At 62.6% G+C, this 19499-nt stretch carries 30 protein-coding genes; 17 read left to right on the top strand and 13 right to left on the bottom strand.

Annotation, left to right across the window (positions count from 1 at the left end; translation table 11 throughout):
- Positions 1–19: 19 nt before the first annotated feature.
- Entirely contained in the window at positions 20–598 is a 579-nt protein-coding gene (locus tag ACZ1G8_RS09230; RefSeq protein ID WP_472679133.1) for a thymidine kinase, read from the bottom strand.
- A 99-nt stretch (positions 599–697) separates the two neighbouring features.
- Between ACZ1G8_RS09230 and ACZ1G8_RS09225 the strand changes: the two genes are divergently transcribed.
- The gene (locus ACZ1G8_RS09225; RefSeq protein WP_472679132.1) at positions 698–2326 is read left to right on the top strand and encodes an AbgT family transporter; all 1629 of its coding nucleotides are present in this window, start codon (positions 698–700) and stop codon (positions 2324–2326) included.
- 4 nt (positions 2327–2330) lie between these two features.
- Here ACZ1G8_RS09225 and rbfA read toward each other — a convergent pair whose 3' ends face one another.
- The 8 genes from rbfA to rimP all read right to left on the bottom strand — a co-directional run bounded on the left by rbfA (position 2331) and on the right by rimP (position 9529).
- Complete coding sequence (gene rbfA / locus ACZ1G8_RS09220) at positions 2331–2735, bottom strand: 30S ribosome-binding factor RbfA (RefSeq protein ID WP_472679131.1); 405 nt, start codon at positions 2733–2735, stop codon at positions 2331–2333.
- A gap of 56 nt (positions 2736–2791) precedes the next feature.
- Positions 2792–3010, bottom strand: a complete 219-nt coding sequence (locus tag ACZ1G8_RS09215) for a hypothetical protein (RefSeq protein ID WP_472679130.1) — start codon at positions 3008–3010, stop codon at positions 2792–2794.
- Between the two features lie 87 nt (positions 3011–3097).
- Complete coding sequence (locus tag ACZ1G8_RS09210) at positions 3098–3652, bottom strand: DUF1697 domain-containing protein (RefSeq protein WP_472679129.1); 555 nt, start codon at positions 3650–3652, stop codon at positions 3098–3100.
- Positions 3649–4074: a PaaI family thioesterase gene (locus ACZ1G8_RS09205; protein ID WP_472679128.1), complete on the bottom strand. Its 426-nt coding sequence runs from the start codon at positions 4072–4074 to the stop codon at positions 3649–3651. Before ACZ1G8_RS09205 ends, ACZ1G8_RS09210 begins: the two co-directional genes overlap by 4 nt.
- Positions 4071–6578 (bottom strand): translation initiation factor IF-2, encoded by a 2508-nt coding sequence (gene infB / locus ACZ1G8_RS09200; RefSeq protein WP_472679127.1) that lies wholly within the window; start codon positions 6576–6578, stop codon positions 4071–4073. Before infB ends, ACZ1G8_RS09205 begins: the two co-directional genes overlap by 4 nt.
- Before the next feature lie 20 nt (positions 6579–6598).
- On the bottom strand, positions 6599–7324 hold the full coding sequence (locus tag ACZ1G8_RS09195; protein WP_472679126.1) for a DUF448 domain-containing protein: 726 nt from the start codon (positions 7322–7324) through the stop codon (positions 6599–6601).
- The gene (gene nusA / locus ACZ1G8_RS09190; protein WP_222441871.1) at positions 7305–8972 is read right to left on the bottom strand and encodes a transcription termination factor NusA; all 1668 of its coding nucleotides are present in this window, start codon (positions 8970–8972) and stop codon (positions 7305–7307) included. Before nusA ends, ACZ1G8_RS09195 begins: the two co-directional genes overlap by 20 nt.
- Entirely contained in the window at positions 8972–9529 is a 558-nt protein-coding gene (gene rimP, locus ACZ1G8_RS09185) for a ribosome maturation protein RimP (RefSeq protein ID WP_472679125.1), read from the bottom strand. Before rimP ends, nusA begins: the two co-directional genes overlap by 1 nt.
- Before the next feature lie 265 nt (positions 9530–9794).
- Here rimP and ACZ1G8_RS09180 point away from each other — a divergent pair, with 265 nt between their 5' ends.
- The gene (locus tag ACZ1G8_RS09180; RefSeq protein ID WP_472679124.1) at positions 9795–10271 is read left to right on the top strand and encodes a hypothetical protein; all 477 of its coding nucleotides are present in this window, start codon (positions 9795–9797) and stop codon (positions 10269–10271) included.
- On the opposite strand, the gene pspF is transcribed toward ACZ1G8_RS09180, so the two are convergent.
- Positions 10268–11299, bottom strand: coding sequence for a phage shock protein operon transcriptional activator (gene pspF / locus ACZ1G8_RS09175; RefSeq protein ID WP_472679123.1), 1032 nt, complete (start codon positions 11297–11299; stop codon positions 10268–10270). The genes ACZ1G8_RS09180 and pspF overlap by 4 nt on opposite strands.
- 157 nt (positions 11300–11456) lie before the next feature.
- On the opposite strand from pspF, the gene ACZ1G8_RS09170 reads away from it, so the two are divergent.
- The 14 genes from ACZ1G8_RS09170 to ACZ1G8_RS09105 all read left to right on the top strand — a co-directional run bounded on the left by ACZ1G8_RS09170 (position 11457) and on the right by ACZ1G8_RS09105 (position 16248).
- Positions 11457–11609 carry a hypothetical protein gene (locus ACZ1G8_RS09170; protein ID WP_472679122.1) on the top strand — a complete coding sequence of 51 codons (153 nt, stop codon included), beginning with the start codon at positions 11457–11459 and terminating at the stop codon, positions 11607–11609.
- 201 nt (positions 11610–11810) lie between these two features.
- A complete protein-coding gene (gene pspA, locus ACZ1G8_RS09165) occupies positions 11811–12500 on the top strand; it encodes a phage shock protein PspA (protein WP_472679121.1) in 690 nt (229 codons plus the stop codon).
- Positions 12501–12503: 3 nt separating this feature from the next.
- Positions 12504–12800, top strand: coding sequence for an envelope stress response membrane protein PspB (gene pspB, locus ACZ1G8_RS09160; protein WP_221429119.1), 297 nt, complete (start codon positions 12504–12506; stop codon positions 12798–12800).
- Positions 12797–13174, top strand: a complete 378-nt coding sequence (pspC, locus tag ACZ1G8_RS09155) for an envelope stress response membrane protein PspC (RefSeq protein ID WP_472679120.1) — start codon at positions 12797–12799, stop codon at positions 13172–13174. The genes pspB and pspC overlap by 4 nt, the downstream gene beginning before the upstream one ends.
- 24 nt (positions 13175–13198) lie before the next feature.
- Complete coding sequence (locus ACZ1G8_RS09150) at positions 13199–13504, top strand: hypothetical protein (protein WP_472679119.1); 306 nt, start codon at positions 13199–13201, stop codon at positions 13502–13504.
- The gene (locus ACZ1G8_RS09145) at positions 13504–13839 is read left to right on the top strand and encodes a hypothetical protein (RefSeq protein WP_472679118.1); all 336 of its coding nucleotides are present in this window, start codon (positions 13504–13506) and stop codon (positions 13837–13839) included. The genes ACZ1G8_RS09150 and ACZ1G8_RS09145 overlap by 1 nt, the downstream gene beginning before the upstream one ends.
- A complete protein-coding gene (locus ACZ1G8_RS09140) occupies positions 13839–14153 on the top strand; it encodes a hypothetical protein (RefSeq protein ID WP_472679117.1) in 315 nt (104 codons plus the stop codon). Before ACZ1G8_RS09145 ends, ACZ1G8_RS09140 begins: the two co-directional genes overlap by 1 nt.
- On the top strand, positions 14153–14404 hold the full coding sequence (locus ACZ1G8_RS09135) for a hypothetical protein (RefSeq protein ID WP_472679116.1): 252 nt from the start codon (positions 14153–14155) through the stop codon (positions 14402–14404). The genes ACZ1G8_RS09140 and ACZ1G8_RS09135 overlap by 1 nt, the downstream gene beginning before the upstream one ends.
- The gene (locus ACZ1G8_RS09130; protein WP_472679115.1) at positions 14404–14709 is read left to right on the top strand and encodes a hypothetical protein; all 306 of its coding nucleotides are present in this window, start codon (positions 14404–14406) and stop codon (positions 14707–14709) included. The genes ACZ1G8_RS09135 and ACZ1G8_RS09130 overlap by 1 nt, the downstream gene beginning before the upstream one ends.
- The gene (locus ACZ1G8_RS09125; RefSeq protein WP_472679114.1) at positions 14706–15002 is read left to right on the top strand and encodes a hypothetical protein; all 297 of its coding nucleotides are present in this window, start codon (positions 14706–14708) and stop codon (positions 15000–15002) included. The genes ACZ1G8_RS09130 and ACZ1G8_RS09125 overlap by 4 nt, the downstream gene beginning before the upstream one ends.
- A gap of 33 nt (positions 15003–15035) precedes the next feature.
- Positions 15036–15272 carry a hypothetical protein gene (locus tag ACZ1G8_RS09120; protein WP_472679113.1) on the top strand — a complete coding sequence of 79 codons (237 nt, stop codon included), beginning with the start codon at positions 15036–15038 and terminating at the stop codon, positions 15270–15272.
- Positions 15269–15445: a hypothetical protein gene (locus ACZ1G8_RS09115; RefSeq protein ID WP_221547762.1), complete on the top strand. Its 177-nt coding sequence runs from the start codon at positions 15269–15271 to the stop codon at positions 15443–15445. Before ACZ1G8_RS09120 ends, ACZ1G8_RS09115 begins: the two co-directional genes overlap by 4 nt.
- Before the next feature lie 43 nt (positions 15446–15488).
- Complete coding sequence (locus tag ACZ1G8_RS09110; RefSeq protein ID WP_472679112.1) at positions 15489–15896, top strand: SufE family protein; 408 nt, start codon at positions 15489–15491, stop codon at positions 15894–15896.
- Position 15897: 1 nt separating this feature from the next.
- Entirely contained in the window at positions 15898–16248 is a 351-nt protein-coding gene (locus ACZ1G8_RS09105) for a YbaN family protein (RefSeq protein WP_472679111.1), read from the top strand.
- A 3-nt stretch (positions 16249–16251) separates the two neighbouring features.
- Here ACZ1G8_RS09105 and ACZ1G8_RS09100 read toward each other — a convergent pair whose 3' ends face one another.
- Positions 16252–18204: a TIR domain-containing protein gene (locus ACZ1G8_RS09100; RefSeq protein ID WP_472679110.1), complete on the bottom strand. Its 1953-nt coding sequence runs from the start codon at positions 18202–18204 to the stop codon at positions 16252–16254.
- A gap of 163 nt (positions 18205–18367) precedes the next feature.
- On the opposite strand from ACZ1G8_RS09100, the gene ACZ1G8_RS09095 reads away from it, so the two are divergent.
- Entirely contained in the window at positions 18368–18526 is a 159-nt protein-coding gene (locus ACZ1G8_RS09095) for a YqaE/Pmp3 family membrane protein (protein ID WP_160608000.1), read from the top strand.
- Between the two features lie 12 nt (positions 18527–18538).
- On the opposite strand, the gene ACZ1G8_RS09090 is transcribed toward ACZ1G8_RS09095, so the two are convergent.
- On the bottom strand, positions 18539–18829 hold the full coding sequence (locus tag ACZ1G8_RS09090; protein WP_472679109.1) for a hypothetical protein: 291 nt from the start codon (positions 18827–18829) through the stop codon (positions 18539–18541).
- A gap of 124 nt (positions 18830–18953) precedes the next feature.
- Positions 18954–19472, bottom strand: a complete 519-nt coding sequence (locus ACZ1G8_RS09085; RefSeq protein ID WP_472679108.1) for a sterol desaturase family protein — start codon at positions 19470–19472, stop codon at positions 18954–18956.
- Between the last annotated feature and the right edge of the window lie 27 nt (positions 19473–19499).

The following is a 19499-nucleotide window of genomic DNA, read 5'->3' as shown; positions in this document are numbered from 1 at the left end:
TGCGGCGCCTGCGCACCCTCTAGCCTTCGATCGCCTCGGAAAAATGCTTGCGGCACATGGCGACATAGCGGTCGTTCCCGCCGATCTCGGTCTGCGCACCCTCGCTAACGGCCTTGCCAAATTCATCGACGCGCAGGTTCATCGTCGCCTTCTTCCCGCAGTCGCAGACCGCTTTCATTTCGATCAGCTTGTCTGCAATGCCCAGCAACGCAGCGGAGCCGGGAAACAGCTCGCCTTGGAAGTCCGTGCGAAGACCGTAGCAAAGCACCGGTATGCCCGCCTTGTCGGCGAGGCTCGCCAGCTGCCAGACCTGCTCCTTGGTGAGGAACTGCGCTTCGTCGACCAGTACGCAGGCGAGCGGGTTCTCGGCATGCTCTTCGAGCACCCGCGCCTCGATATCGGTATCCGCCTCGTAGCGGTGCGCATCGCTCGACAGACCGATACGGCTGGAAATAGCGCCGAAGCCCGGCCGGTCGTCGAGCGCGGCAGTCCACAGGGACACCGTCATCCCGCGTTCGCCATAGTTGAAAGCGGTCTGTAGGAGCGTCGAGCTCTTCCCCGCGTTCATGCTGGCAAAATAGAAATAGAGCTTGGCCATTGATGGGGCCTAGCCTGACACGACGAGACTGTTAAGGAGACCGTCAGACAGGATTGGGGATGACACCCCACTACGCACAAAACGATACAGGGACCATCGATGGCAGAGGCGAGCACCGCGTCGAACGCGCAGACAGGCATTCTCGGTTGGGTCGAGAGAACGGGCAACAAGCTGCCCGATCCGGTTTTCATCTTCTTCTACCTGATCATCGCGCTGGTCGTGATCTCGATCATCGCGGCGATGACAGGCGTTTCAGCGCTGCATCCGACGGCGATCGACGCTGAAACCGGCGGCGCGCTCCGGATCGAGGCGGTGAGCCTTCTGGCCGCCGACAACATCCAGCGCCTCTGGGTCGAAATGCCCAAGACCTTCACCCACTTCCACCCGCTGGGATACGTGCTTGTGGTGATGCTCGGCGCGGGCGTTGCAGAACGCTCGGGCTTCTTCGCAGCCGGGATGTCGAAGGCTGTGAAGGCCGCGCCCAAGTCGCTGCTGACGCCGGTGGTGGCGCTGGTCGCGATGCTCGGCAACCATGCAGCCGATGCGGGTTACGTGGTGCTGATCCCGCTCGCGGGCATCCTGTTTGCCGCCGCCGGACGCCATCCGCTGGCAGGTATCGCTGCAGCCTTTGCCGGCGTTTCGGGCGGCTTCTCGGCAAACATCTCGCCCGGCCAGCTCGACGCGTTGCTATTCGGCATCACCGAGGAAGCCGTGGGCGCAAGCGCTCTCGATCCCAGCTGGACCGCCAATATCGCGGGCAACTGGTACTTCATCAGCGCTATGACGTTCCTCTACCTGCCGATCATCTGGTACGTGACCGACAAGATCATCGAGCCGCGCCTCGGCGCATGGACTGGCGGTGCAACCGCGGGTTCGGACGATACCAACAGCGTGACGTCCGACGATGATGCCGCGGCGAGCAAGGGCCTGCGCGCAGCCGGTCTTGCAGCTCTCGCTGTGGTCGGCCTCTGGGCAGTCATGGTGTTCGCACCCGGCACCCCGCTCGTGAACGAGGCGGCCTGCCTTGCGGAGGATGGCTCGGCCATTCCTGACTGCTCGATCCATACCGAGCTGGCACCGCTTTACCAGTCGCTGGTCGCAGGCTTCTTCCTGCTCTTCCTGCTGACCGGCTGGGCCTATGGCCGTGCCGCCGGCACGATCAAGGACCACCGCGACCTTGTGAACATGATGGCCGAGAGCATGAAGGACATGGGTTATTACCTCGTCCTCGCCTTCGCTGCGGCGCACTTCGTTGCGATGTTCGGCTGGTCGAACCTCGGCCTGATTTCCGCAGTGCATGGCGCAGCGGCGATCGAGTCAACCGGCCTACCGCTGCCGCTGGTGCTGGGCCTGATGGTGATCTTCACCGGCCTGCTGAACCTGTTTGTAGGTTCCGCTTCGGCGAAATGGGCGCTGCTCGCTCCGATCCTCGTTCCGATGCTCATGCTGCTTGGCATCAGCCCGGAAGGCGCGACCGCTGCCTATCGCGTGGGCGACAGCGCAACCAACATCATCACGCCGCTGATGGTGTACTTCCCGCTGATCCTGGTTTTCGCCCAGCGCTGGCAGAAGGACTTCGGTCTCGGAAGCCTCACCGCCATGATGCTGCCCTACTCGGTATGGCTGCTCATCTCGGGCGTCGCATTGATCGTGGGCTGGTTCTACCTCGGCATCCCGCTGGGACCCGATGCCCCGGTCGGCTACACCATGCCGACGGTAACGCCGTAAACGACTATTCCTCTTCGTCCCCGAGATCGCGTGAGACCTTGGGGTCGGAGAGCAGTCGTTCGATCCTGTCTGCCTCGTCGAAGCTTTCGTCGGGCTTGAAGGCAAGCTTGGGCGCGAACTTCAGGCCCAGTCGCTTGGCGACTTCCTTCTGGAAAAAGGCGGTGTTTGTGCGCAGCGCCTTCAGGACCTCGGCCTCACCCTGACCCAGTAGGGGCTTCACATAGGCCTTGGCGTTGCGCAGGTCGGGAGTCATGCGGACTTCGGTCACGGAAATGTGGCTGGCGCGCAGCACGTCGTCATGCGCTTCGCCGCGCGCGAGCAGTTCGGACAGGATGTGGCGCACCCGCTCGCCCACTTTCAGGACGCGAACGGACTGCTGTTCGGGCGTGGAATGCTGGTGCTTGGCCATGGCGCGCCCATAGGCGGCTTGCGGCCATCAGCGCAAGCGCAGGCGCGCCGACCCGTCTAGAATACGGCGGCCCCGAATATCGTAATGAGGAACAAGCCGAGGAAGTAGTAGCGGGTCGCTTTCAGCGATCCGAACCAGGGAATGCCGATTTGGAGGAGTGCATTATCGACCTCGCCCTGGACGAAATCGCGCTTTGCTCGCGGCCAGTCCTCCTTGGCGTTGCCGCTGACCTGCTTCCAGATCGCCTTCGCGACAGTCGGATCGTTATCTTGCACGGTGAAATCCTCCGGTCGGTGGAGGGTTACCTAGGCTGAACCCGTTAGCTTTCAGTTACCTACAAGCAAATATGGATGGACTTGCCATCAGGTGAATTCTTCCATCTTTGCGAGTATGCGTTTGAGAGAGTTCATGTTCCGCGCCGTGCCCTTGCAGCCCAACCGCTTTTCCAAGAACTTGTTCGACAGGTCTGAAACTCCGACGCCATAGACATAGTCGAGAAACAGGACCCTGTCTCCCAGCGCCAGCCTCTCGCTGCCCTTGCTGCGGTGCTCTTCGATCAAAGCCTCCACCGCCGCGCCGTCGGGTTGCTGGCTGAGGAAAATCGAATGGACCATCTTGTCCGATCCGTGTTCGGGGCCGGTACCATGAAAGGGATTGTCGGCAACCGCCGCGCGCACTTCTTCGGATGTTCGCACCATCGCGCAGGATTTGAACCCGAAGCTGTCCTGCACCACGCTTTCGAGCCGGATTTCAAGCATGGCCGGATCGCTGTCGTCGCGCAGGATCACGTTTCCGCTGGCCGCGACCGTTTCAACATCGTCATAGCCCGCAGCTGCAAGAGCGGCCTTCAATTCGACCATCTTGATCCGGTTGCCGCCGATATTGATGCTGCCGAGAAGCGCGAGCCGGACGCTCATCCCTTGCTGCCGGGTCGCGGCGTGGGAATGGCGGTGCTGGTCGAACGGGCGAGGAGGGTGCCCTCCCCGTCGAACAATTCGCCTTCGAGATAAATCACCCGCCGCCCGCGCTTGATCACGCGGCCCTTGCCGACCAGCGGCCCGGCCATCACCGGGCGCAGCAGCGTCATGGTGATATCGAGATTGAGCGGCGCTTCCTCGTGTTTGGTGGCCCAGACATGCGCCCAGCCCATCACCTCGTCGAGAAAGCCCGCGACAAGCCCGCCCTGTACCGTGCCGCGCGGGGTGATGAAGCTGGCGGGCGCGGTGAAGCGCAAGGTGATTTCCTCGCGCTCCTCGTCGAAATGATCGAAGGCGACGCCCATCAGGTCGGCATGGGCGGCGCCTTCGTTATGCGGCCTTGCGCTAGCGGTCTCGCTCACAACGTGCGTTCACGCTCCTCGACCTCGAACACCTCAAGCTGGTCGCCCGGCTGGATGTCGTTGGTGTCGGCAAGGACCACACCGCATTCGAGACCGGCGCGGACTTCGTCCACGTCGTCCTTGAAGCGGCGCAGTGAGGCGATGGTCGTCGCCGAGACGATGACATCTTCGCGCGTGAGACGTGCATGCAGTCCCTTGCGGATGACGCCCTCCTCGACGAGCAGACCGGCAGCCTTGTCGCGCTTGCCCGAACGGAACACTTCCTTGACGGCGGCACGGCCGACGACGTTCTCGATCCGCTCCGGACCAAGCTCGCCAGCCATTTCCTTCGCGATTTCCTCGGTCAGGTGGTAGATGACGTCGTAGTACTTCATCTCCACGCCGTCGCGCTTAACCAGCTCGCGTGCCTTCGCATTGGGGCGCACGTTGAAGCCGATGATCGGCGCGTTCGAGGCCGATGCGAGGCTGACGTCGCTCTCGGTGATCGCACCCACGCCTGCGTGCAGGACGCGGACCTTGATCTCGTCGTTCGAGAGGTTGTGCAGGGCGGTCGTGATTGCCTCGACCGAGCCCTGGACGTCGGCCTTCACCAATACCGGGAACTCGATGATGTTCGCCGCTAGGTTGTTGAACATCGTGTCGAAGCTGGTCGGGGCGAGCGCAGTGCGCTTTTCGGTCGCCTTTTCCTGGCGGTAGGCCGCCACTTCGCGGGCACGCTGTTCGTTTTCGACGACGGTTAGCGTATCACCGGCGCTCGGCACGCCGCCGAGGCCGAGGACCTCGACCGGCATCGAAGGACCGGCTTCCTTGATCTGCTTGCCCTGATCGTTGACGATCGCGCGGACACGTCCGCTTTCCGTACCGACGACGAAAGTGTCGCCGCGCTTGAGCGTACCGCGCGTGATGAGGACGGTAGCGACCGGGCCGCGGCCCTTGTCGAGTTGTGCCTCGATGACGGTTGCCTCGGCCATGCGGTCGGGGTTCGCCTTGAGTTCGAGCAGTTCGGCCTGCAGCGCGATCTTCTCGAGCAGTTCGTCGAGGTTGGTCTTCTCCTTGGCGGAGATTTCGACATCCTGCACATCGCCCGACATCGCTTCCACGATGACTTCGTGTTCAAGTAGGCGGCTGCGGATGTTGTTCGGATCCGCCTCGGGTTTGTCCATCTTGTTGATCGCCACGATCATCGGGACGCCCGCGGCCTTGGTGTGATTGATGGCCTCGATCGTCTGGGGCATGATGCCGTCGTCGGCAGCAACCACCAGCACCACGATATCGGTGACATTGGCACCGCGCTGGCGCATCTCGGTAAAGGCGGCGTGGCCCGGCGTGTCGAGGAAGGTGATCGTGTCGCCGCCCTTCGTCGTCACCTGGTAGCTGCCAATGTGCTGCGTGATGCCGCCGGCTTCGCCCTTAACGACATTGGCGCCGCGAAGCGCGTCGAGCAGGCTGGTCTTGCCGTGGTCGACATGGCCCATGATGGTGACGACCGGCGGACGCGACTGCAGCGTCTCATCCGGATCGACGTCCTCTTCGGCCTGGATGTCGACATCAGCTTCCGAGACCTTCTGGATGTTATGGCCGAACTGTTCGACGAGCAGTTCCGCGGTGTCCTGGTCGATCGTCTGGTTGACGGTGACCATCATGTCGAGGTTGAAGAGCTCCTTCACGAGGTCGGCGCCCTTCTCGCCCATGCGCTTGGCCAGTTCGCCGACGGTGATCGCCTCGGGGACGACCACGTCGCGGACCTGCTTCTCACGCGGCTTGTTCGAGCCACCACCCTGCAGGCGGCGCTCCTTCTCGCGGGCGCGCTTGAGAGCGGCGAGGCTGCGTGCACGGCGGCCTTCGTCCTCGTTGAGAGCCTTCTTGACGGTAAGCTTGCCCGAACGGCGCTTGTCCGGCTTTTCCGCAGTGCGTGCGGCCTTGTCGTCCTTCTTCTTGGCGCGTTCCGGCTTCTTGATTTCGGGGCGCTTGACCGGCGTGAACTTGCGCGCGGCAGGCGTCGGCGTGCCCTTCTCGGCAGGCGCCTCTTCCTCTGCAGCTGCAGCAGGCTCTTCCTTGGCCTTCTTAGCCTCTTCCTTGGCCTTCTTGGCAGCCTCGGCTTCGGCCTTCTTGTTTTCCTCGGCGCGCTTCTTCTCGTCCTCGGCAGCCTTCTTGGCGTTCTGCTCGTCACGCTTGCGCGCTTCTTCGGTCAGACGCAAGCGCTCTTCCTCGGCCTCGCGCTGGAGACGCGCGACGCGTTCCTGCGGAGTTTCCTTGGGCGGAGCGGGCTTCTTGGGCGCAGCCTTCTTGGCCGCAGGCGCCGGTGCGGGTTCCGGCGTCGGCTCGGGGGCAGGCGGCGGAGGAGGAGGCGGCGCCTCGCCCGGTTTCACGAGCTTGCGGCGGCGCTTCACCTCGACCTCGACCTTGTTGGTGCGGCCGTGGCTGAAGGTCTGCTTGACCTCGCCCGACTGCGCGCCCTTCAGGGTCAGCGGTTTGCGGGCAGGTTTCTTGTCGTCGTCGCTCATTCTTGCTCGTTTCTCTTCGTTCAATCGTTCGTATCGTCACCGGCGCGCATCTCGGCACGCCCATATTCAGTCGGGATGTCTTGCCCCAGGTAATGCATCAGCCGCTTCAAGGGCTTGAGCACCCGCGCGGCAGAAGCATCATGTGTCAGACCGAGATGGACGACATTGTCGCGGCCCAATGCCACAGACAAAGCGTCGCGGTCCAGTGGTAGCGTCCAGCCTCTCTCGCCCGAGCCTTCGGCCTCGCGGCCGACGCGCCAGGCCTGATCGAGCTTCTTGCGCCCGTCCTCGCTGGCATCGCTCGCGTGGAGAAGCAGCGCCACGCCGCCCATCCGCGCCGTCTCGGCAATGCGCTGTGTCCCCAAGATAAGGGCTCCGACGCGCATTTCGAGGCCCAGCCGGTCGAGCAGGACGCGGGTGAGCGCCTCCTCGATCTTTTCGGGCAGGTTTTCCGGGATCTCGAGGTCGCCGGTCTTGAAGGCGCGCGAGAGGCCGCCTTTCAGCTTGCCGTCGGCAAGCGCCTGCTCGATCTGCTCGCGCGAGGAGCACACCCAGGCGCCCCGTCCCGGTGCCTTTTCCTGCGCATCGGGCAGGACCAGGCCGGAAGGCGAGACGGCAAGGCGGACAAGCGCGTCGCGCGTGTCCGTCTCTCCGGAAAGGATGCAGCGCCTTTCGGGCTCCGATTTACGGGGCCGCGGGGCTTCAGCGATGTCGGGGCTCAGGCGCTCATTGCGTGGAGTCCGCATCGGCGGCCTCCTGCGTGTCGGTCGCGTCGGCGGCTGCCGGAGCTTCCTCTTCGTCTTCGAACCAATGGGCGCGGGCAGCCATGATGATCTCGTTGCCCTGCTCTTCGGTCAGACCGTATTCGCCAAGCACGCCGCCCTTGTCCTGCTCGCGCATGGGGCGATCGCGGCGCATCGGCGGGCCGTCGGGATTGTTGTTCCGGCGGCGCGGAGCTTCGCGCTTCTTGGCAATCAGTTCGTCGGTGGCGAGGTCGGCCACGTCGTCGAGCGTCTTGAGGCCTGCCTTGCCGAGCGTGACGAGCATCGCTTCGGTGATGTGCGGCAGCTCCGCAAGGTCGTCTTCGACACCCAGTTCGCGGCGTGCCTCGCGGTGCGCGGCTTCCTGGCGATCGAGCGCTTCCTTGGCGCGGTTCTGGAGTTCTTCGGCCAGTTCCTCGTCGAAGCCTTCGATGCTGGCGAGTTCTTCCAGCTCGACATAGGCGACTTCTTCGAGCTCGGCGAAGCCTTCGGCGACGAGCAGCTGCGAGAGCGTTTCGTCGACGTCCAGTTCCTCTTCGAACATTTTCGAACGCTCGGCGAATTCCTTCTGGCGCTTCTCCGAGGCTTCTTCCTCGGTCATGATGTCGATCTGGTTGCCGGTCAGCTGGCTGGCGAGGCGCACGTTCTGGCCGCGGCGGCCGATCGCGAGCGACAGCTGGTCGTCGGGAACGACGACTTCGATACGGCCATCTTCCTCATCGAGGACGACGCGGCTGACGGTGGCCGGCTGGAGCGCGTTCACGATGAAGGTCGCGCCATCTTCCGACCAGGGAATGATATCGATCTTCTCGCCCTGCAGCTCCTGCACGACGGCCTGGACGCGGCTACCCTTCATGCCGACGCAGGCGCCGACCGGATCGATGCTGCTGTCGTGGCTGATGACGCCGATCTTGGCGCGGCTGCCCGGGTCGCGGGCGGCAGCCTTGATCTCGATGATGCCGTCGTAGATTTCGGGCACTTCCTGCGCGAACAGCTTGCGCATGAAATCGGGGTGCGCGCGACTCAGGAAGATCTGTGGGCCGCGGTTGTTGCGCTCCACCTTGGTGATGAGCGCGCGGACACGCTCGCCGACACGGGCGGCTTCGCGCGGGATCTGCTGGTCGCGGCGGATGACACCTTCGGCCCGGCCGAGGTTCACGATCACGTGGCCGAATTCGACCGACTTGATCACGCCGGTGATGACTTCGCCTGCGCGGTCCTTGAACTCTTCGTACTGGCGCTCGCGTTCTGCGTCGCGGACCTTCTGGAAGATGACCTGCTTGGCCGACTGTGCATCGATACGACCGAGGTCGACCGGGGGCAGCGGGTCGACGATGAAGTCGCCGATCTTGGCATCGTCCTGCAGCTTCTGGGCCTGCTTGAGATCGACCTGCTTGAAGTAGTCTTCAACTTCTTCGACGACCTCGACGACACGCCACAGGCGAAGGTCGCCGGTCTGCGGATCGAGCTTGGCACGAATGTCGTTCTCCGCGCCGTAACGGTTGCGGGCGGACTTCTGGATCGCCTCTTCCATCGCTTCGATCACGATGGACTTGTCGATCATCTTTTCCGATGCGACCGCGTTCGCGATTGCAAGGAGTTCAGCCTTGTTGGCGGAAATGGCGCTGGCCATCAGTCGTCTGCCTTTTCTTCTTCGATGTCGTCGGCACCGCTCGTATCGAGCGGCTGGGTGGCGGCAATAAGCTCGTCGGTCAAGACGAGCTTTGCCGAGTGGATCTGGTTGCGATCGAGTTTGACCTCGCCCGCCTTGGCATCCTCGATGACGACGTCGTCACCTTCGATGCCCTTGAGTTCGCCCTTGTAGTTGCGCTGGCCATCAAAGCCCTTGGCCATGGAAATCTTGGCCTCGTGCCCTGCCCAGTTGGCGAAATCCCTGGGGCGGGTCAGCGGACGGTCGATGCCGGGCGAGCTCACCTCGAGGTGGTAGGCGCCTTCGATCAGCACTTCGCCCTGCTCTTCGAGCTGGTCGATCTTTTCCGAAACGCGGCGCGAGAGGGCGGCACACTGTTCGATCACGAGCTGCCCGGTTGCCGGGTCTTCCGCCATGATCTGGAGCGCTTCGCCGCCGTCGCCGGCTTCCGAAGGCATCATCTTGACGCGCACGAGTTCGAAACCCAGCGCCTTCGCTTCGGGTTCGATCACTTCGTTCAAGCGCTCAAGATCAGCCATTCGTACTCCGTCTTAGACATGCAATGCGACATCCGGGTTGCTCAAAGGCTTTTCGGCCGGCCCCTTGCGGCGCCAGCCCCTACAATGTCGCGACAATGTCGGGATGGGAGCCAGATAGGGGCGACTCCTGCAAAAAGCAACACAGTTCTGCATTCTAGCCGCTTCGTGGTATGGTCGGCTCGCGGTCAACGAGGCCGCGCCGTGCTCCCCGGTCTTCCCGTTTAGCCAATTTGGCCGGGAGAGCCCTTTAACTAGGGGATGCGAGATGAGACTTGTCATTTCAACCATCGCCGCCTTGCTGACGCTGAGCGCCTGCGGCGAAACCGTCGAAGAAGCGCCCGATACCGGCCCGCGCGAGCGCGATGCGGCGTGGACGCCCGAGGAAGGGTTGCCCGATTTTGCCGACCGGCAGGACCCCAACCCCGGGATCGGGACTTGGATCAACCAACTCGAGCCTCAGAAGAGCGAGGCCTGCAACTTCACCGAGAAACCACCTGCGGACCGGCCTGGCGAATACGTGCTGACCGCCTGGAGCGGGAACCTCGATCTCTACACGCCGCGCGACACGCTCGAGCATCGACGGGGCGAAGGCTTCATCGAGTCGGCATTCATGCATTCACGGCCGGTCGTGGTCGTGCGCCAAGGCATGGACGACCTCTGGATCGAACCTGTGGGCGAGAACGTGGTCCTATATATAGGAGCAGACGAGCTGACCTGTCGGCGCGACACCGAGGAAAGCTAATCGTCGTCGGTCAGCCCGTGCTTCTTGATGCAGTGGCGTAGCTGGTCGTAGCTCAGCCCGAGCGCCTTGGCGGTCTGGCGCTGGTTCCAGCGGTGCTTTCCGAGCGCATGCTCGACGATCGCTCGCTCGTGCTCCTCGACTGCCGCCTTGAGATCGTCGACATGCTCGAGATCGGGCATGGCCGCAGCTGAAGGCGCGGGCTGGGCCGCAGCTTGCTGCGCCTTCGGGCGCGAGGACGGCATCGCCACCGGCTTCCACGGGCTGTCGAAGGGGTCGAACACGACATGCCCGATCGGCGCACCCCAGTCGTCCCAGCGATAGACCGCGCGTTCAACCACATTGCGCAATTCGCGCACGTTGCCCGGCCACTGGTGGTTCTCAAGCTCCTCGGCGACATGATCGGCGAAACCGGGCCAGGCTTCCCAGCCGAGCTCTGCGCCCATGCGGCGCCCGAAATAGTCTGCCAACACTTCGATATCGCCTTCGCGCACGCGCAGCGGCGGCAAGGTAATGACCTCGAAACTGAGCCGGTCGAGCAGGTCGGCGCGGAATTCGCCGCGCTCTGCCTTGGCAGGCAGATCCTCATTGGTCGCAGCCACGATGCGCACGTCGACACGGATCGGACGAGACGAACCGATGCGGGTGACCTCACCATATTCGACGGCGCGCAACAGGCGCTCTTGTGCGCCCATCGACAAAGTACCCAGTTCGTCGAGGAATAGAGTGCCCTTGTCGGCTTCCTCGAACCTTCCGGCGCGTTGTTTGGTAGCACCCGTGAACGCCCCGGCCTCGTGGCCGAACAGCTCCGCCTCTATCAGTGTTTCGGGAAGCGCGGCACAGTTCATGGTGACGAGAGGCTCGTCCCAGCGGGTCGACAGGCGATGCAGGCGTTCGGCGATCAGTTCCTTGCCGGTTCCGCGCTCGCCGATGACCAGCACGGGCCTGCGCATGGGGGCCGCGCGGCTGGTCCGCTCGACCGCATCGAGGAAGGCTCCGGACTGCCCGAGAAACTGATTTTCCCTCTCCATGGCCAATATATAGGAATTTTCACCAAGCCTTGGCAATCCCCGCCATGGGAAAAATCACCAACCTCTCCCAACGGCACGGTTTTCTCCCGTTTTTCGATTTTTGGCACGCTGCTTGCTGAACATGGGACAACAACAGTTTCAGTCCAGGGAGGACACCATGTACGACCGCAAATTCTTCAGCACCCAACTCGGCAAGGCAGCCCTCGCCAGCATCGCAATGATGACGGCATTCGTCGCCTTGAGCTCACAGATTGCGGTTACCACCCCGATGCCGCTGGTGGCATCGATCAATCATGTGGAGATCGCGTGAGCAATTTCGATCCCCTCGGGCCGGAGCGTACTACTCCCGACAGTCCCCCCGCGCTTCATCGCGCAAGGACGCTTCGGCCCGTCCCAACCGCGTAACCTTGTCGCGGCTCGATAGCGAGGTAGAACGGCTTCGTCGTTCGCCGACGCCGACCAAGGACACAGGCCAGCGCGCCGCCGACTTTTTTCTAGTGGAGCACCTTTGATGGGAATCTTCAGCCGTACCCGTGACATCATCGCGGCCAACTTCAACGACATGCTCGACAAGGCGGACGATCCGCAGAAGATGATCCGCATGATCATCCTCGAAATGGAGGAGACGCTGGTCGAGGTCCGCGCGAGTGCCGCACGCACCATCGCCGACCAGAAGGAAATGCACCGTCACACCATCAAACTGGACAAGCTCCAGGCAGATTGGGGCGAGAAGGCACAGCTCGCGCTGTCGAAGGACCGCGAAGACCTTGCCCGTGCAGCCCTGGTCGAAAAGAAGAAGGCTGGCGACATGGCTGACCAGCTCAAGCAGGAAATCTCGGTGCTCGACGATGCGCTGCGCGCCTACGAACAGGACATCCAGAAGCTGCAGAACCGCCTGCGCGAAGCCCGCAGCCGCCAGACCGCCATCGCGGCGCGTCTCGAGAGCGCGGAAAATCGTGTTAAACTGCGCACGCTGATGACCGAAGATCGGGTCGACGATGCGCTCAGCCGCTTCGACCAGCTCGAACGCCGCGTCGATTACGCCGAAGGCCGTGCCGACGCCCTCGCCATCACCGATGGCAAGGATAAGCCCAGCCTCGCCGACGAAATCGCCGCCCTCGAGGGTGCCGATGCGATCGACGACGAACTTGAACAGATGAAGAAGGCGCTCGGCAAGGGCAGCGCCAAGAAAGAGGACTGATCCGTGGACGAGATTTTTGCAATCGTATCGATTTTCATCGCGCTGCCGTGGATCATTCTCCACTACATCACGAAGTGGAAGACCTCGGCCACCATCACCACCGATGACGAAGCGCTGCTGGAGGAACTCTACAACCTCGCCAAGCGCCTCGATGACCGCATGGACACCGTGGAGCGCCTGGTCGCTTCCGACAACCCCGATTTCCGTCCCGCACGCCTCGTCCATGACAGCGAGCAGGACAACCAGCAGCTGCGCGAACTCGAACAGCTGATTTCCGAGAAGAAAGGAGCCTCGAAGTGAACTCCCCCCGTACGACCCTCTATCGCGACAAGAGCAATGCGAAGCTGATGGGCGTGTGCTCGGGCATCGCCGACTATACCGGCGTCGATGCCTTCTGGGTTCGCCTCGGCTTCCTCGGCCTGACGTTCATGACCGGTGGCTCGACCATCCCGTTCTACTTCCTCGCCGGCCTGCTGCTGAACAAGAAGCCCGCGCATCTCTATTCGGAGCCTGCAGAGCAGAGGTATTGGCAGGGCGTGCGCCAAAACCCGAAGCGCACCGCTCGCGAGATCCGCAGCCGGATGAAGGACATCGATCGCCGCCTGGCCGACGTCGAAACCTTCTACGTCAGCAATAACCCGCGCCTGAACGCCGAAATCGAGCGCCTGCGTTAAGCCGCGAAGAGGGGAGGAAAGACCATGGATCTGGCAATACTGATCCCGCTTGCACCCTTCATCATGGTGCTGGGCATCATCTACCTGGTGAACCAGCGCAAGCTTGAGGAGAAGCGCATCTCGGCCACCGCCGAAGCGAGTTCCGAGAAGGCTGCGCAATACGCCAGCCGCGTGCAGCAGCTTGAAGACCGCGTCCAGGTGCTCGAGCGCATCGTGACCGACAAAGGTTACGACGTCGCCACGCAGATCGAGGCGCTGCGTGACCAGCGCCAGGTCGAGGAAAAGGGCAGCGGTGTGCCGCTCAATATCAAGCAGGGAGAGAAAGCGTAATGGACTGGGGTGGCCCCACTTTCGTCATCGTCCTCGTGGCGCTCAGCACCGCCGGATGGCTGATCAACAATTGGATCCGTGCCAAGCACGGCTACTCACTCGAAGATGAGTGGGGCGGCAAGACGGAACGCAGCGACAACGCGGAAACCAAGCGCCTGCGCGAGGAAAACCGCGAACTGCACGACAAGCTCGACTCCATGCAGGACCGCATGATCGTGCTCGAGAAGATCGTCACCGACCGCGGCTATTCGCTCCGCGACGAGATCGAAGCCCTGCGCGACCGCGACACCGGCACCGGCGTACCGCTTGATATCAAGACTTCGGAGAAAGCATAATGGACCTGTCTGAAATCCCCGTAGCGATGCTCGCCATTCCTTCGGCTCTCATCGCACTCGGCTGGGTCGCCAACACCTGGATCCGCGTGAAGCACGGCTATCCGCTTGAAAACAGCTGGGGCAAGGCGGTGTATCCAAGGAACGACCAGGCGGTGGAGCGCGTGAAGCTGCTCACCCAGGAAAATGCCGAACTGCGCGCAGAACTCGGCTCGCTCAAGGATCGTCTCGGCAATGTCGAGCGCATCGTGACCGACAGCGGCTACCACCTCACCAGCGAGATCGATCGCCTGCGTGATGGAAAGGAGGCCAACTGATGTTCGGCGGAGCTGACGCCCAGCTCGTGCAGGACGCCCTGATCATTGCGGCGCTGGCCCTTGCAGGCGGTGTCGGCCTTACCTTCGGCATCACGCGCCTTCGGGCTCGCAACGCCGGAGAAGAAGTCAAGGCACGGTCGAAGAGCGGTCTCGAAGAACGCGTCGAAGTGCTAGAACGAATTGCGACCGATCGCTCGATCGACCTTGCGGAAGAAATCGAGGCCCTCAGGCCCAAGAAGGAGACTGTGTGATGGACGCCGATCTCGTACTTATTTTCGGATTCATCCTGACCGTCGCCAGCCTTGGCATGCTGACCGGCATCGTCATCCATCGCAGCCAGATCCGTGCCGACGAGCGCAAGCTCGAACTCAAGGCGCAGATAGAGCAGTCACGCGCCGAGCAGGCCCGCTTCCAGAAGGGCGACTACTCCAAGATGGAGGAGCGCGTCCGGGTGCTCGAACGCATCGCGACTGACAGCAACCATGCGCTCGCCTCGCAGATTGACGAACTGCGCGCCCTCGACGCGGTCGAGGACAAGCGGGAGCCGGCATCGTGAGCGGATGGGCCATCGTCGCAGTCGTCGCCATCGTGGTGTGGGGCATGGTCCAGATGTTCAAGGCCCGCCACCGGGCGGAGCGCGGAATCATCGTGGATGAGACCGGCAAGGAAAGCTTCGGCAATGCGGTACGCGATGCCGAGACCGAGCATGAAATCGAGGACCTGCGTGAACGCATCAAGGTGCTCGAGCGGATCGCCACCGACGGTAACTCGCTCGATGCGCAGGAAACAAAGAGAATATCCGCCGAGATCGAGGCACTGCGCGACAAGCAGTCCGGCAAAGGCGAATAGGGATAGGCACTGGTTCAAGGAGGACATGGGGAAATGTTCGAACCGACACTAATCATTGCAGCGGCAAGCCTTACCGGGCTGGTCATCGTGGCTGCGGCCATGCTGCGCGGCTGGCAGGGCTGGCTGGACCTCAAACGGCGTGAACTGGAAGAGCATTCCGGCCCGCGGCAGGAAGAAGGCTCGTCGATGGGCGCAGCGCGCATCGAGCTCGCCGACCTGAAGGAGCGCATCAAAAAGCTCGAGGCTATCGCCAGCGGGGTCGACCTGTGATCGAGCGCGGCGGTGAAGTCGCCAAGGTCGGTATCGGCATCGGGAGCGCGCTCGCGATCGCGATCTCCTGGACCAAGAACCAGTCGATCCTCTGGGCCATATTTCACGGCTTTATCAGCTGGATCTACGTCATCTACCATGCATTTACGCGCCCCGGCGGGCTGATGGGCTGAGTCCGATGGACGCAGGCGCCGCACGCCGCTAGATGGCGCGGCCATGCGCTCCCTTTCCGATATCCAAGAAGAATACGAGTTCCTCGAAGGCGACGAGCGTTATCGCCTGCTGATCGAACTCGGCCGCGAACTCGACGACATGCCCGCTGCGCTCAAGACCGATGCCACGCTGGTGCGTGGCTGTTCGGCCAGCGTCTGGGTCTATCCCACGGGTGATAGCGGCAAGCTCCATTTCCTCGCCGACAGCAACGCCGCGATTACCAAGGGCATTGTCGCGCTCGTGATCTCTGCCGTGCAGGACAAGCCCGCCGGAGAAGTTGCCGGATTGGACATCCACGCAGCGCTCGCGCCGTTCGACCTGAAGAACCAGCTTTCGAGCAACCGGACACAGGGCGTGCCGAACATGATCGCGCTGGTGAAGGATCACGCCGCCAGGATCGCGGCCAGCTGACATGTGGCGGACGGTCTACCGCGCCCTCGGCTTCATCAGCGTGGGCCTTGGCGCGATCGGCGCGGCATTGCCGATCATGCCGACCGTCCCCTTTCTCCTGCTGGCGGTATACTTCTTCGCGCGCTCGAGTCCCGAGCTCGAGCAGAAGATCCTCGACCATCCGACATGGGGTCCGCAGGTCCGTGACTGGCGTGAGCGCCGCGCAATCAGCCGGCGCGCAAAGACAATGGCAATCGGCGCGATGGCGACTGGCGCGGTGGTCACCTATTTCACCCTCGGCCATCCCTGGTATTGGATTTCCGCCGCCATCCTCGTGATCGCGGGCAGCTGGATCGCCACCCGCAACGAGTGATCCTCAGTCCTTCTGCAGCGGCCAGTCCATCGGCGATGGAAGATCGAGTGAGGCGCCGGCTTGCTCAAGGCGCGCCTTGAACCTTGGCGTCGCATCCATATCGAAACCATTTCCGCAGTGGCAGGTCACTATGCCGCTGTGCGCAAACCAGATCGGGCCTGCCGGCCGCGCGTCGATCCGCGCCGCAACCTCATTCGCGAGTTCCTGATCGCCCATCAGCGTTGCGACATGCATGAACGCGACATCGGGTGCGCCCATCTGCTCGAAGAAATCCATCTGGGCCTGCAGGCCTTTACGATCGCCTTCGGCCGCCAACACCCAAGTCTCGGCCTGACCGCGATAGTAGGCTTGCGGATCCATCTTGCCCAACACCTCACGGGCATCCTCGGTCCGTCCCGCCGTCGCAAGCGCAAGGACATGAATACGCATCATCGCTTCCGACGTGTCACCTGAAGTCTCGGCAACTTCGATCGCTTCTTCGATGCGGTCTGCATAAATGAGCATGGCTACGAGGGGGACCCGGCTCGCGAAAGGATCACACTTCTGCAAGCGCTGGGCATAATCGATATACTCTTCGACCAGCCCCAACCGGATCACGAGCCAGTCGTCGTAGCTGGTCAGCATGCTGCAGCCGCCCTGATTGGTGAGCATTCGCAGGACGACTTCCTTGGCGTTCGACCAGTCGTCCGAATACTGGATCGCCTGCTGGTCGATCACCGGATAGGCCGAGCGTGGGGCATTCTCTCGCGCCAGTGCGAGCCTGCGCAGGATTTCGAGACGCGCCTCTTCGGCGACCTCCGGCCCTCCCACATCGAAGCCGATGCTGTGGTCGGTCAGCAAGTGGCTGTAGCGGTCGATCGCGGCGATCTGCGCATTCCAGAACCTCGGCTCAATTGCGAAGGCGCGGTCGAAAAGCGCGTTGGCCTCGGCAAGGTTCTCGTACGTAGCACCCTGATTATGCGCCTTCCCGAATAGCTCCAGCCCCCGCGCGAAGAGGGCATAGGCCTCGGGATTGTCGATCCCCGCCTCGCCCATCCGCTTGCGCTTGCTATCGTCGAGCAGGACGCCGAGCGCTTCTGCCGCACGTTCGGCAATTTCGGACTGGACCTCGAGAATGTCCGAACCTGTCACGTCGTAGGTGTTGCTCCAGAGCTGGCTGCCGTCGCTTGCTCGCACGAGCTGGGCCGTGACCCGCCAGTCTTCGCCATTACGACGTACCGTCCCGTCGACGAGATGCGTGACCCCGAGCTGCTCGGCAATTCCCGCAGGCGCCAGATCGGTGCCTGCGAATTGGAAACTCGACGAGCGTGCGGTGACCCTCAATTCCGCCAGTGCTCCGAGCCGGTTGAGGATTTCCTCGGCAACTCCTTCCGCAAAATATCTGTCATCCTCGTTCTCGGACAGCGACCGGAAAGGCAGGACGGCGACGCCGGTCTGTTCGCTGGCAAGAGCCTCGCTGTCGCTGGACCGGTTGATCCACCAGAACCCCGCAGCCACGACCACGAGAGCCATGGCTACCATCAGTATGGCGACAGTCCGGTTGGCCGCCGGCCGTTCGACCTTGGGGGCTGGCGTTTCCGGAAGACTCGTGAGCCTGTGCCCCAAAGCGCGCAGCAGGTCCGAGTGCCCCCGCTCGTCGGTCATGTCGATTGCATGGATCTGCTTGAAGCCTATCGGAGGAGGCGTCCTGTCGAGGCTTGTCGCGACCAGTTTGCCCGCCTCGAGGCCTATTCCGGCCTCGTCGCGAACCCAGCGCGACGCGACACCATCCTTGGACCAGAGGACAAGCACGACCTGCGCTTCTTCCAGCCGGCGTTCGATCTCGGCAGCAAATTCCGATCCACCATCGATATGGCGATCCCACCAGACCGAATATCCGGCAGCTTCGATCTCGGCAGCCAGCCGCTCGGCCTGCTCTCGGTCGGCCCGCGCATAGGAAAGGAAGACATCCCCCATTGCGGGCAATGTGCCATCAATCTCTCGCTTGTCCAATGACGCAAACGGATAGGCCGCCCAAAGTGGCGGCGAGGAGCGCCCCACCGCGGTATTTTTGGAACCCCCACCCGGTCAAGTCGTTGATATGCCATACGACGGGAGGGCTGACGAAAGGACACTCTCCATGGCAATTCTGATTCTGATCGCGACCATCCTGCTTCCCCCGCTCGGCGTTGCTGCCAAGCACGGACTTGGAGGTACGACGCTGCTGAATCTCGTCCTGACCCTGCTCGGATTCATCCCGGGCCTGATCCACGGTCTCTACGTGAATTACGCCAGGTAAAGCGGCGACAGACTAATCGAATTCGGCAGGGGCCGAGACCGTTTCGGCGGTCTCGGCCTCTTCCGTTTCCGAAATACCCTGCTCGCGTTGCATTTCGAAGGTGCCGTTCATGTCGAGCAGGCTCCAGACACCGGTCACCTCTAGGCCGTCGCTCGAAATCTGGCCGACGTAATCGACCGGATTTTCATAGCCGCGGGGCGCATCGAGATAGACCTTGGTGAAATCGACCGAGCGGGCAGTCCTGACACCGGAAATTTCGGCCTCGATCGTCGCGGTCGGGCGGTAGATATCGGGTTCGATCACCGGGCCCGAGAACTGGCCGGAGGTTTCTGAGATCCTTACACGAAAAGGCGTTGTCGCTTCAACGCCCGGATAGGAAAAGCTGCCGTCCCAGTCCCCTGTCAGGTCGAGCGGATCGGCGATTGCGTCAGGCTCCCGCGCTCTCGCGAACGATCGCTTCGCCCGCTTCGCGCTGACGCCTGAGTTCGGCTTTCAGCTTGGCAGGGTCCTGCGCGAAGACGAAACCGAAACTTACGCCGCCTTCTTTGCCGATGGTGGCGTGGTGCAGCTTGTGCGCCTGGACCAGACGCTTCGCGTAGCCCTTCTTGGGGACCCATTTGAAATAGCGCTGGTGGACCAGCCCGTCGTGCACCAGCGTGTAGATGATGCCGTAAAACAGGATGCCGAGCCCGATCCAGGTCGCAGGCCACCAGGCACTCGCGCCAAGAACCCATTCGCTTCCGAGCGCAAACATCGAAATGCTCATCGCGGCACCGACAATCGCATAGAGGTCGTTCTTCTCGAGCACATTGTCATGCGGCTCGTGATGGTCGCGGTGCCACCCCCAGCCAAAGCCGTGCATGATGTACTTGTGGCTCGCCCACGCGACCCACTCCATGGCAGCAACGGTCGCAAGGACAATCAAGATCGGTGCGATGATTTCCATGGTCGCAATATAGGCGCTGCACAGGGG

This window comes from Qipengyuania sp. BR81-2 (genome assembly GCF_055693895.1).
This window is presented reverse-complemented; position numbering and strand designations above follow the sequence as displayed.

What these genes read in the sequence shown, in the direction of transcription:
- ACZ1G8_RS09230 (WP_472679133.1), bottom strand. Translation starts at nt 598, where the DNA reads ATGGCCAAGCTCTATTTCTATTTTGCCAGCATGAACGCGGGGAAGAGC.
- ACZ1G8_RS09225 (WP_472679132.1), top strand. Translation starts at nt 698, where the DNA reads ATGGCAGAGGCGAGCACCGCGTCGAACGCGCAGACAGGCATTCTCGGT.
- rbfA (WP_472679131.1), bottom strand. Translation starts at nt 2,735, where the DNA reads ATGGCCAAGCACCAGCATTCCACGCCCGAACAGCAGTCCGTTCGCGTC.
- ACZ1G8_RS09210 (WP_472679129.1), bottom strand. Translation starts at nt 3,652, where the DNA reads ATGAGCGTCCGGCTCGCGCTTCTCGGCAGCATCAATATCGGCGGCAAC.
- infB (WP_472679127.1), bottom strand. Translation starts at nt 6,578, where the DNA reads ATGAGCGACGACGACAAGAAACCTGCCCGCAAACCGCTGACCCTGAAG.
- ACZ1G8_RS09195 (WP_472679126.1), bottom strand. Translation starts at nt 7,324, where the DNA reads ATGCGGACTCCACGCAATGAGCGCCTGAGCCCCGACATCGCTGAAGCC.
- nusA (WP_222441871.1), bottom strand. Translation starts at nt 8,972, where the DNA reads ATGGCCAGCGCCATTTCCGCCAACAAGGCTGAACTCCTTGCAATCGCG.
- rimP (WP_472679125.1), bottom strand. Translation starts at nt 9,529, where the DNA reads ATGGCTGATCTTGAGCGCTTGAACGAAGTGATCGAACCCGAAGCGAAG.
- ACZ1G8_RS09180 (WP_472679124.1), top strand. Translation starts at nt 9,795, where the DNA reads ATGAGACTTGTCATTTCAACCATCGCCGCCTTGCTGACGCTGAGCGCC.
- pspF (WP_472679123.1), bottom strand. Translation starts at nt 11,299, where the DNA reads ATGGAGAGGGAAAATCAGTTTCTCGGGCAGTCCGGAGCCTTCCTCGAT.
- ACZ1G8_RS09170 (WP_472679122.1), top strand. Translation starts at nt 11,457, where the DNA reads ATGTACGACCGCAAATTCTTCAGCACCCAACTCGGCAAGGCAGCCCTC.
- pspA (WP_472679121.1), top strand. Translation starts at nt 11,811, where the DNA reads ATGGGAATCTTCAGCCGTACCCGTGACATCATCGCGGCCAACTTCAAC.
- ACZ1G8_RS09150 (WP_472679119.1), top strand. Translation starts at nt 13,199, where the DNA reads ATGGATCTGGCAATACTGATCCCGCTTGCACCCTTCATCATGGTGCTG.
- ACZ1G8_RS09145 (WP_472679118.1), top strand. Translation starts at nt 13,504, where the DNA reads ATGGACTGGGGTGGCCCCACTTTCGTCATCGTCCTCGTGGCGCTCAGC.
- ACZ1G8_RS09140 (WP_472679117.1), top strand. Translation starts at nt 13,839, where the DNA reads ATGGACCTGTCTGAAATCCCCGTAGCGATGCTCGCCATTCCTTCGGCT.
- ACZ1G8_RS09135 (WP_472679116.1), top strand. Translation starts at nt 14,153, where the DNA reads ATGTTCGGCGGAGCTGACGCCCAGCTCGTGCAGGACGCCCTGATCATT.
- ACZ1G8_RS09130 (WP_472679115.1), top strand. Translation starts at nt 14,404, where the DNA reads ATGGACGCCGATCTCGTACTTATTTTCGGATTCATCCTGACCGTCGCC.
- ACZ1G8_RS09120 (WP_472679113.1), top strand. Translation starts at nt 15,036, where the DNA reads ATGTTCGAACCGACACTAATCATTGCAGCGGCAAGCCTTACCGGGCTG.
- ACZ1G8_RS09110 (WP_472679112.1), top strand. Translation starts at nt 15,489, where the DNA reads ATGCGCTCCCTTTCCGATATCCAAGAAGAATACGAGTTCCTCGAAGGC.
- ACZ1G8_RS09105 (WP_472679111.1), top strand. Translation starts at nt 15,898, where the DNA reads ATGTGGCGGACGGTCTACCGCGCCCTCGGCTTCATCAGCGTGGGCCTT.
- ACZ1G8_RS09100 (WP_472679110.1), bottom strand. Translation starts at nt 18,204, where the DNA reads ATGGGGGATGTCTTCCTTTCCTATGCGCGGGCCGACCGAGAGCAGGCC.
- ACZ1G8_RS09095 (WP_160608000.1), top strand. Translation starts at nt 18,368, where the DNA reads ATGGCAATTCTGATTCTGATCGCGACCATCCTGCTTCCCCCGCTCGGC.
- ACZ1G8_RS09085 (WP_472679108.1), bottom strand. Translation starts at nt 19,472, where the DNA reads ATGGAAATCATCGCACCGATCTTGATTGTCCTTGCGACCGTTGCTGCC.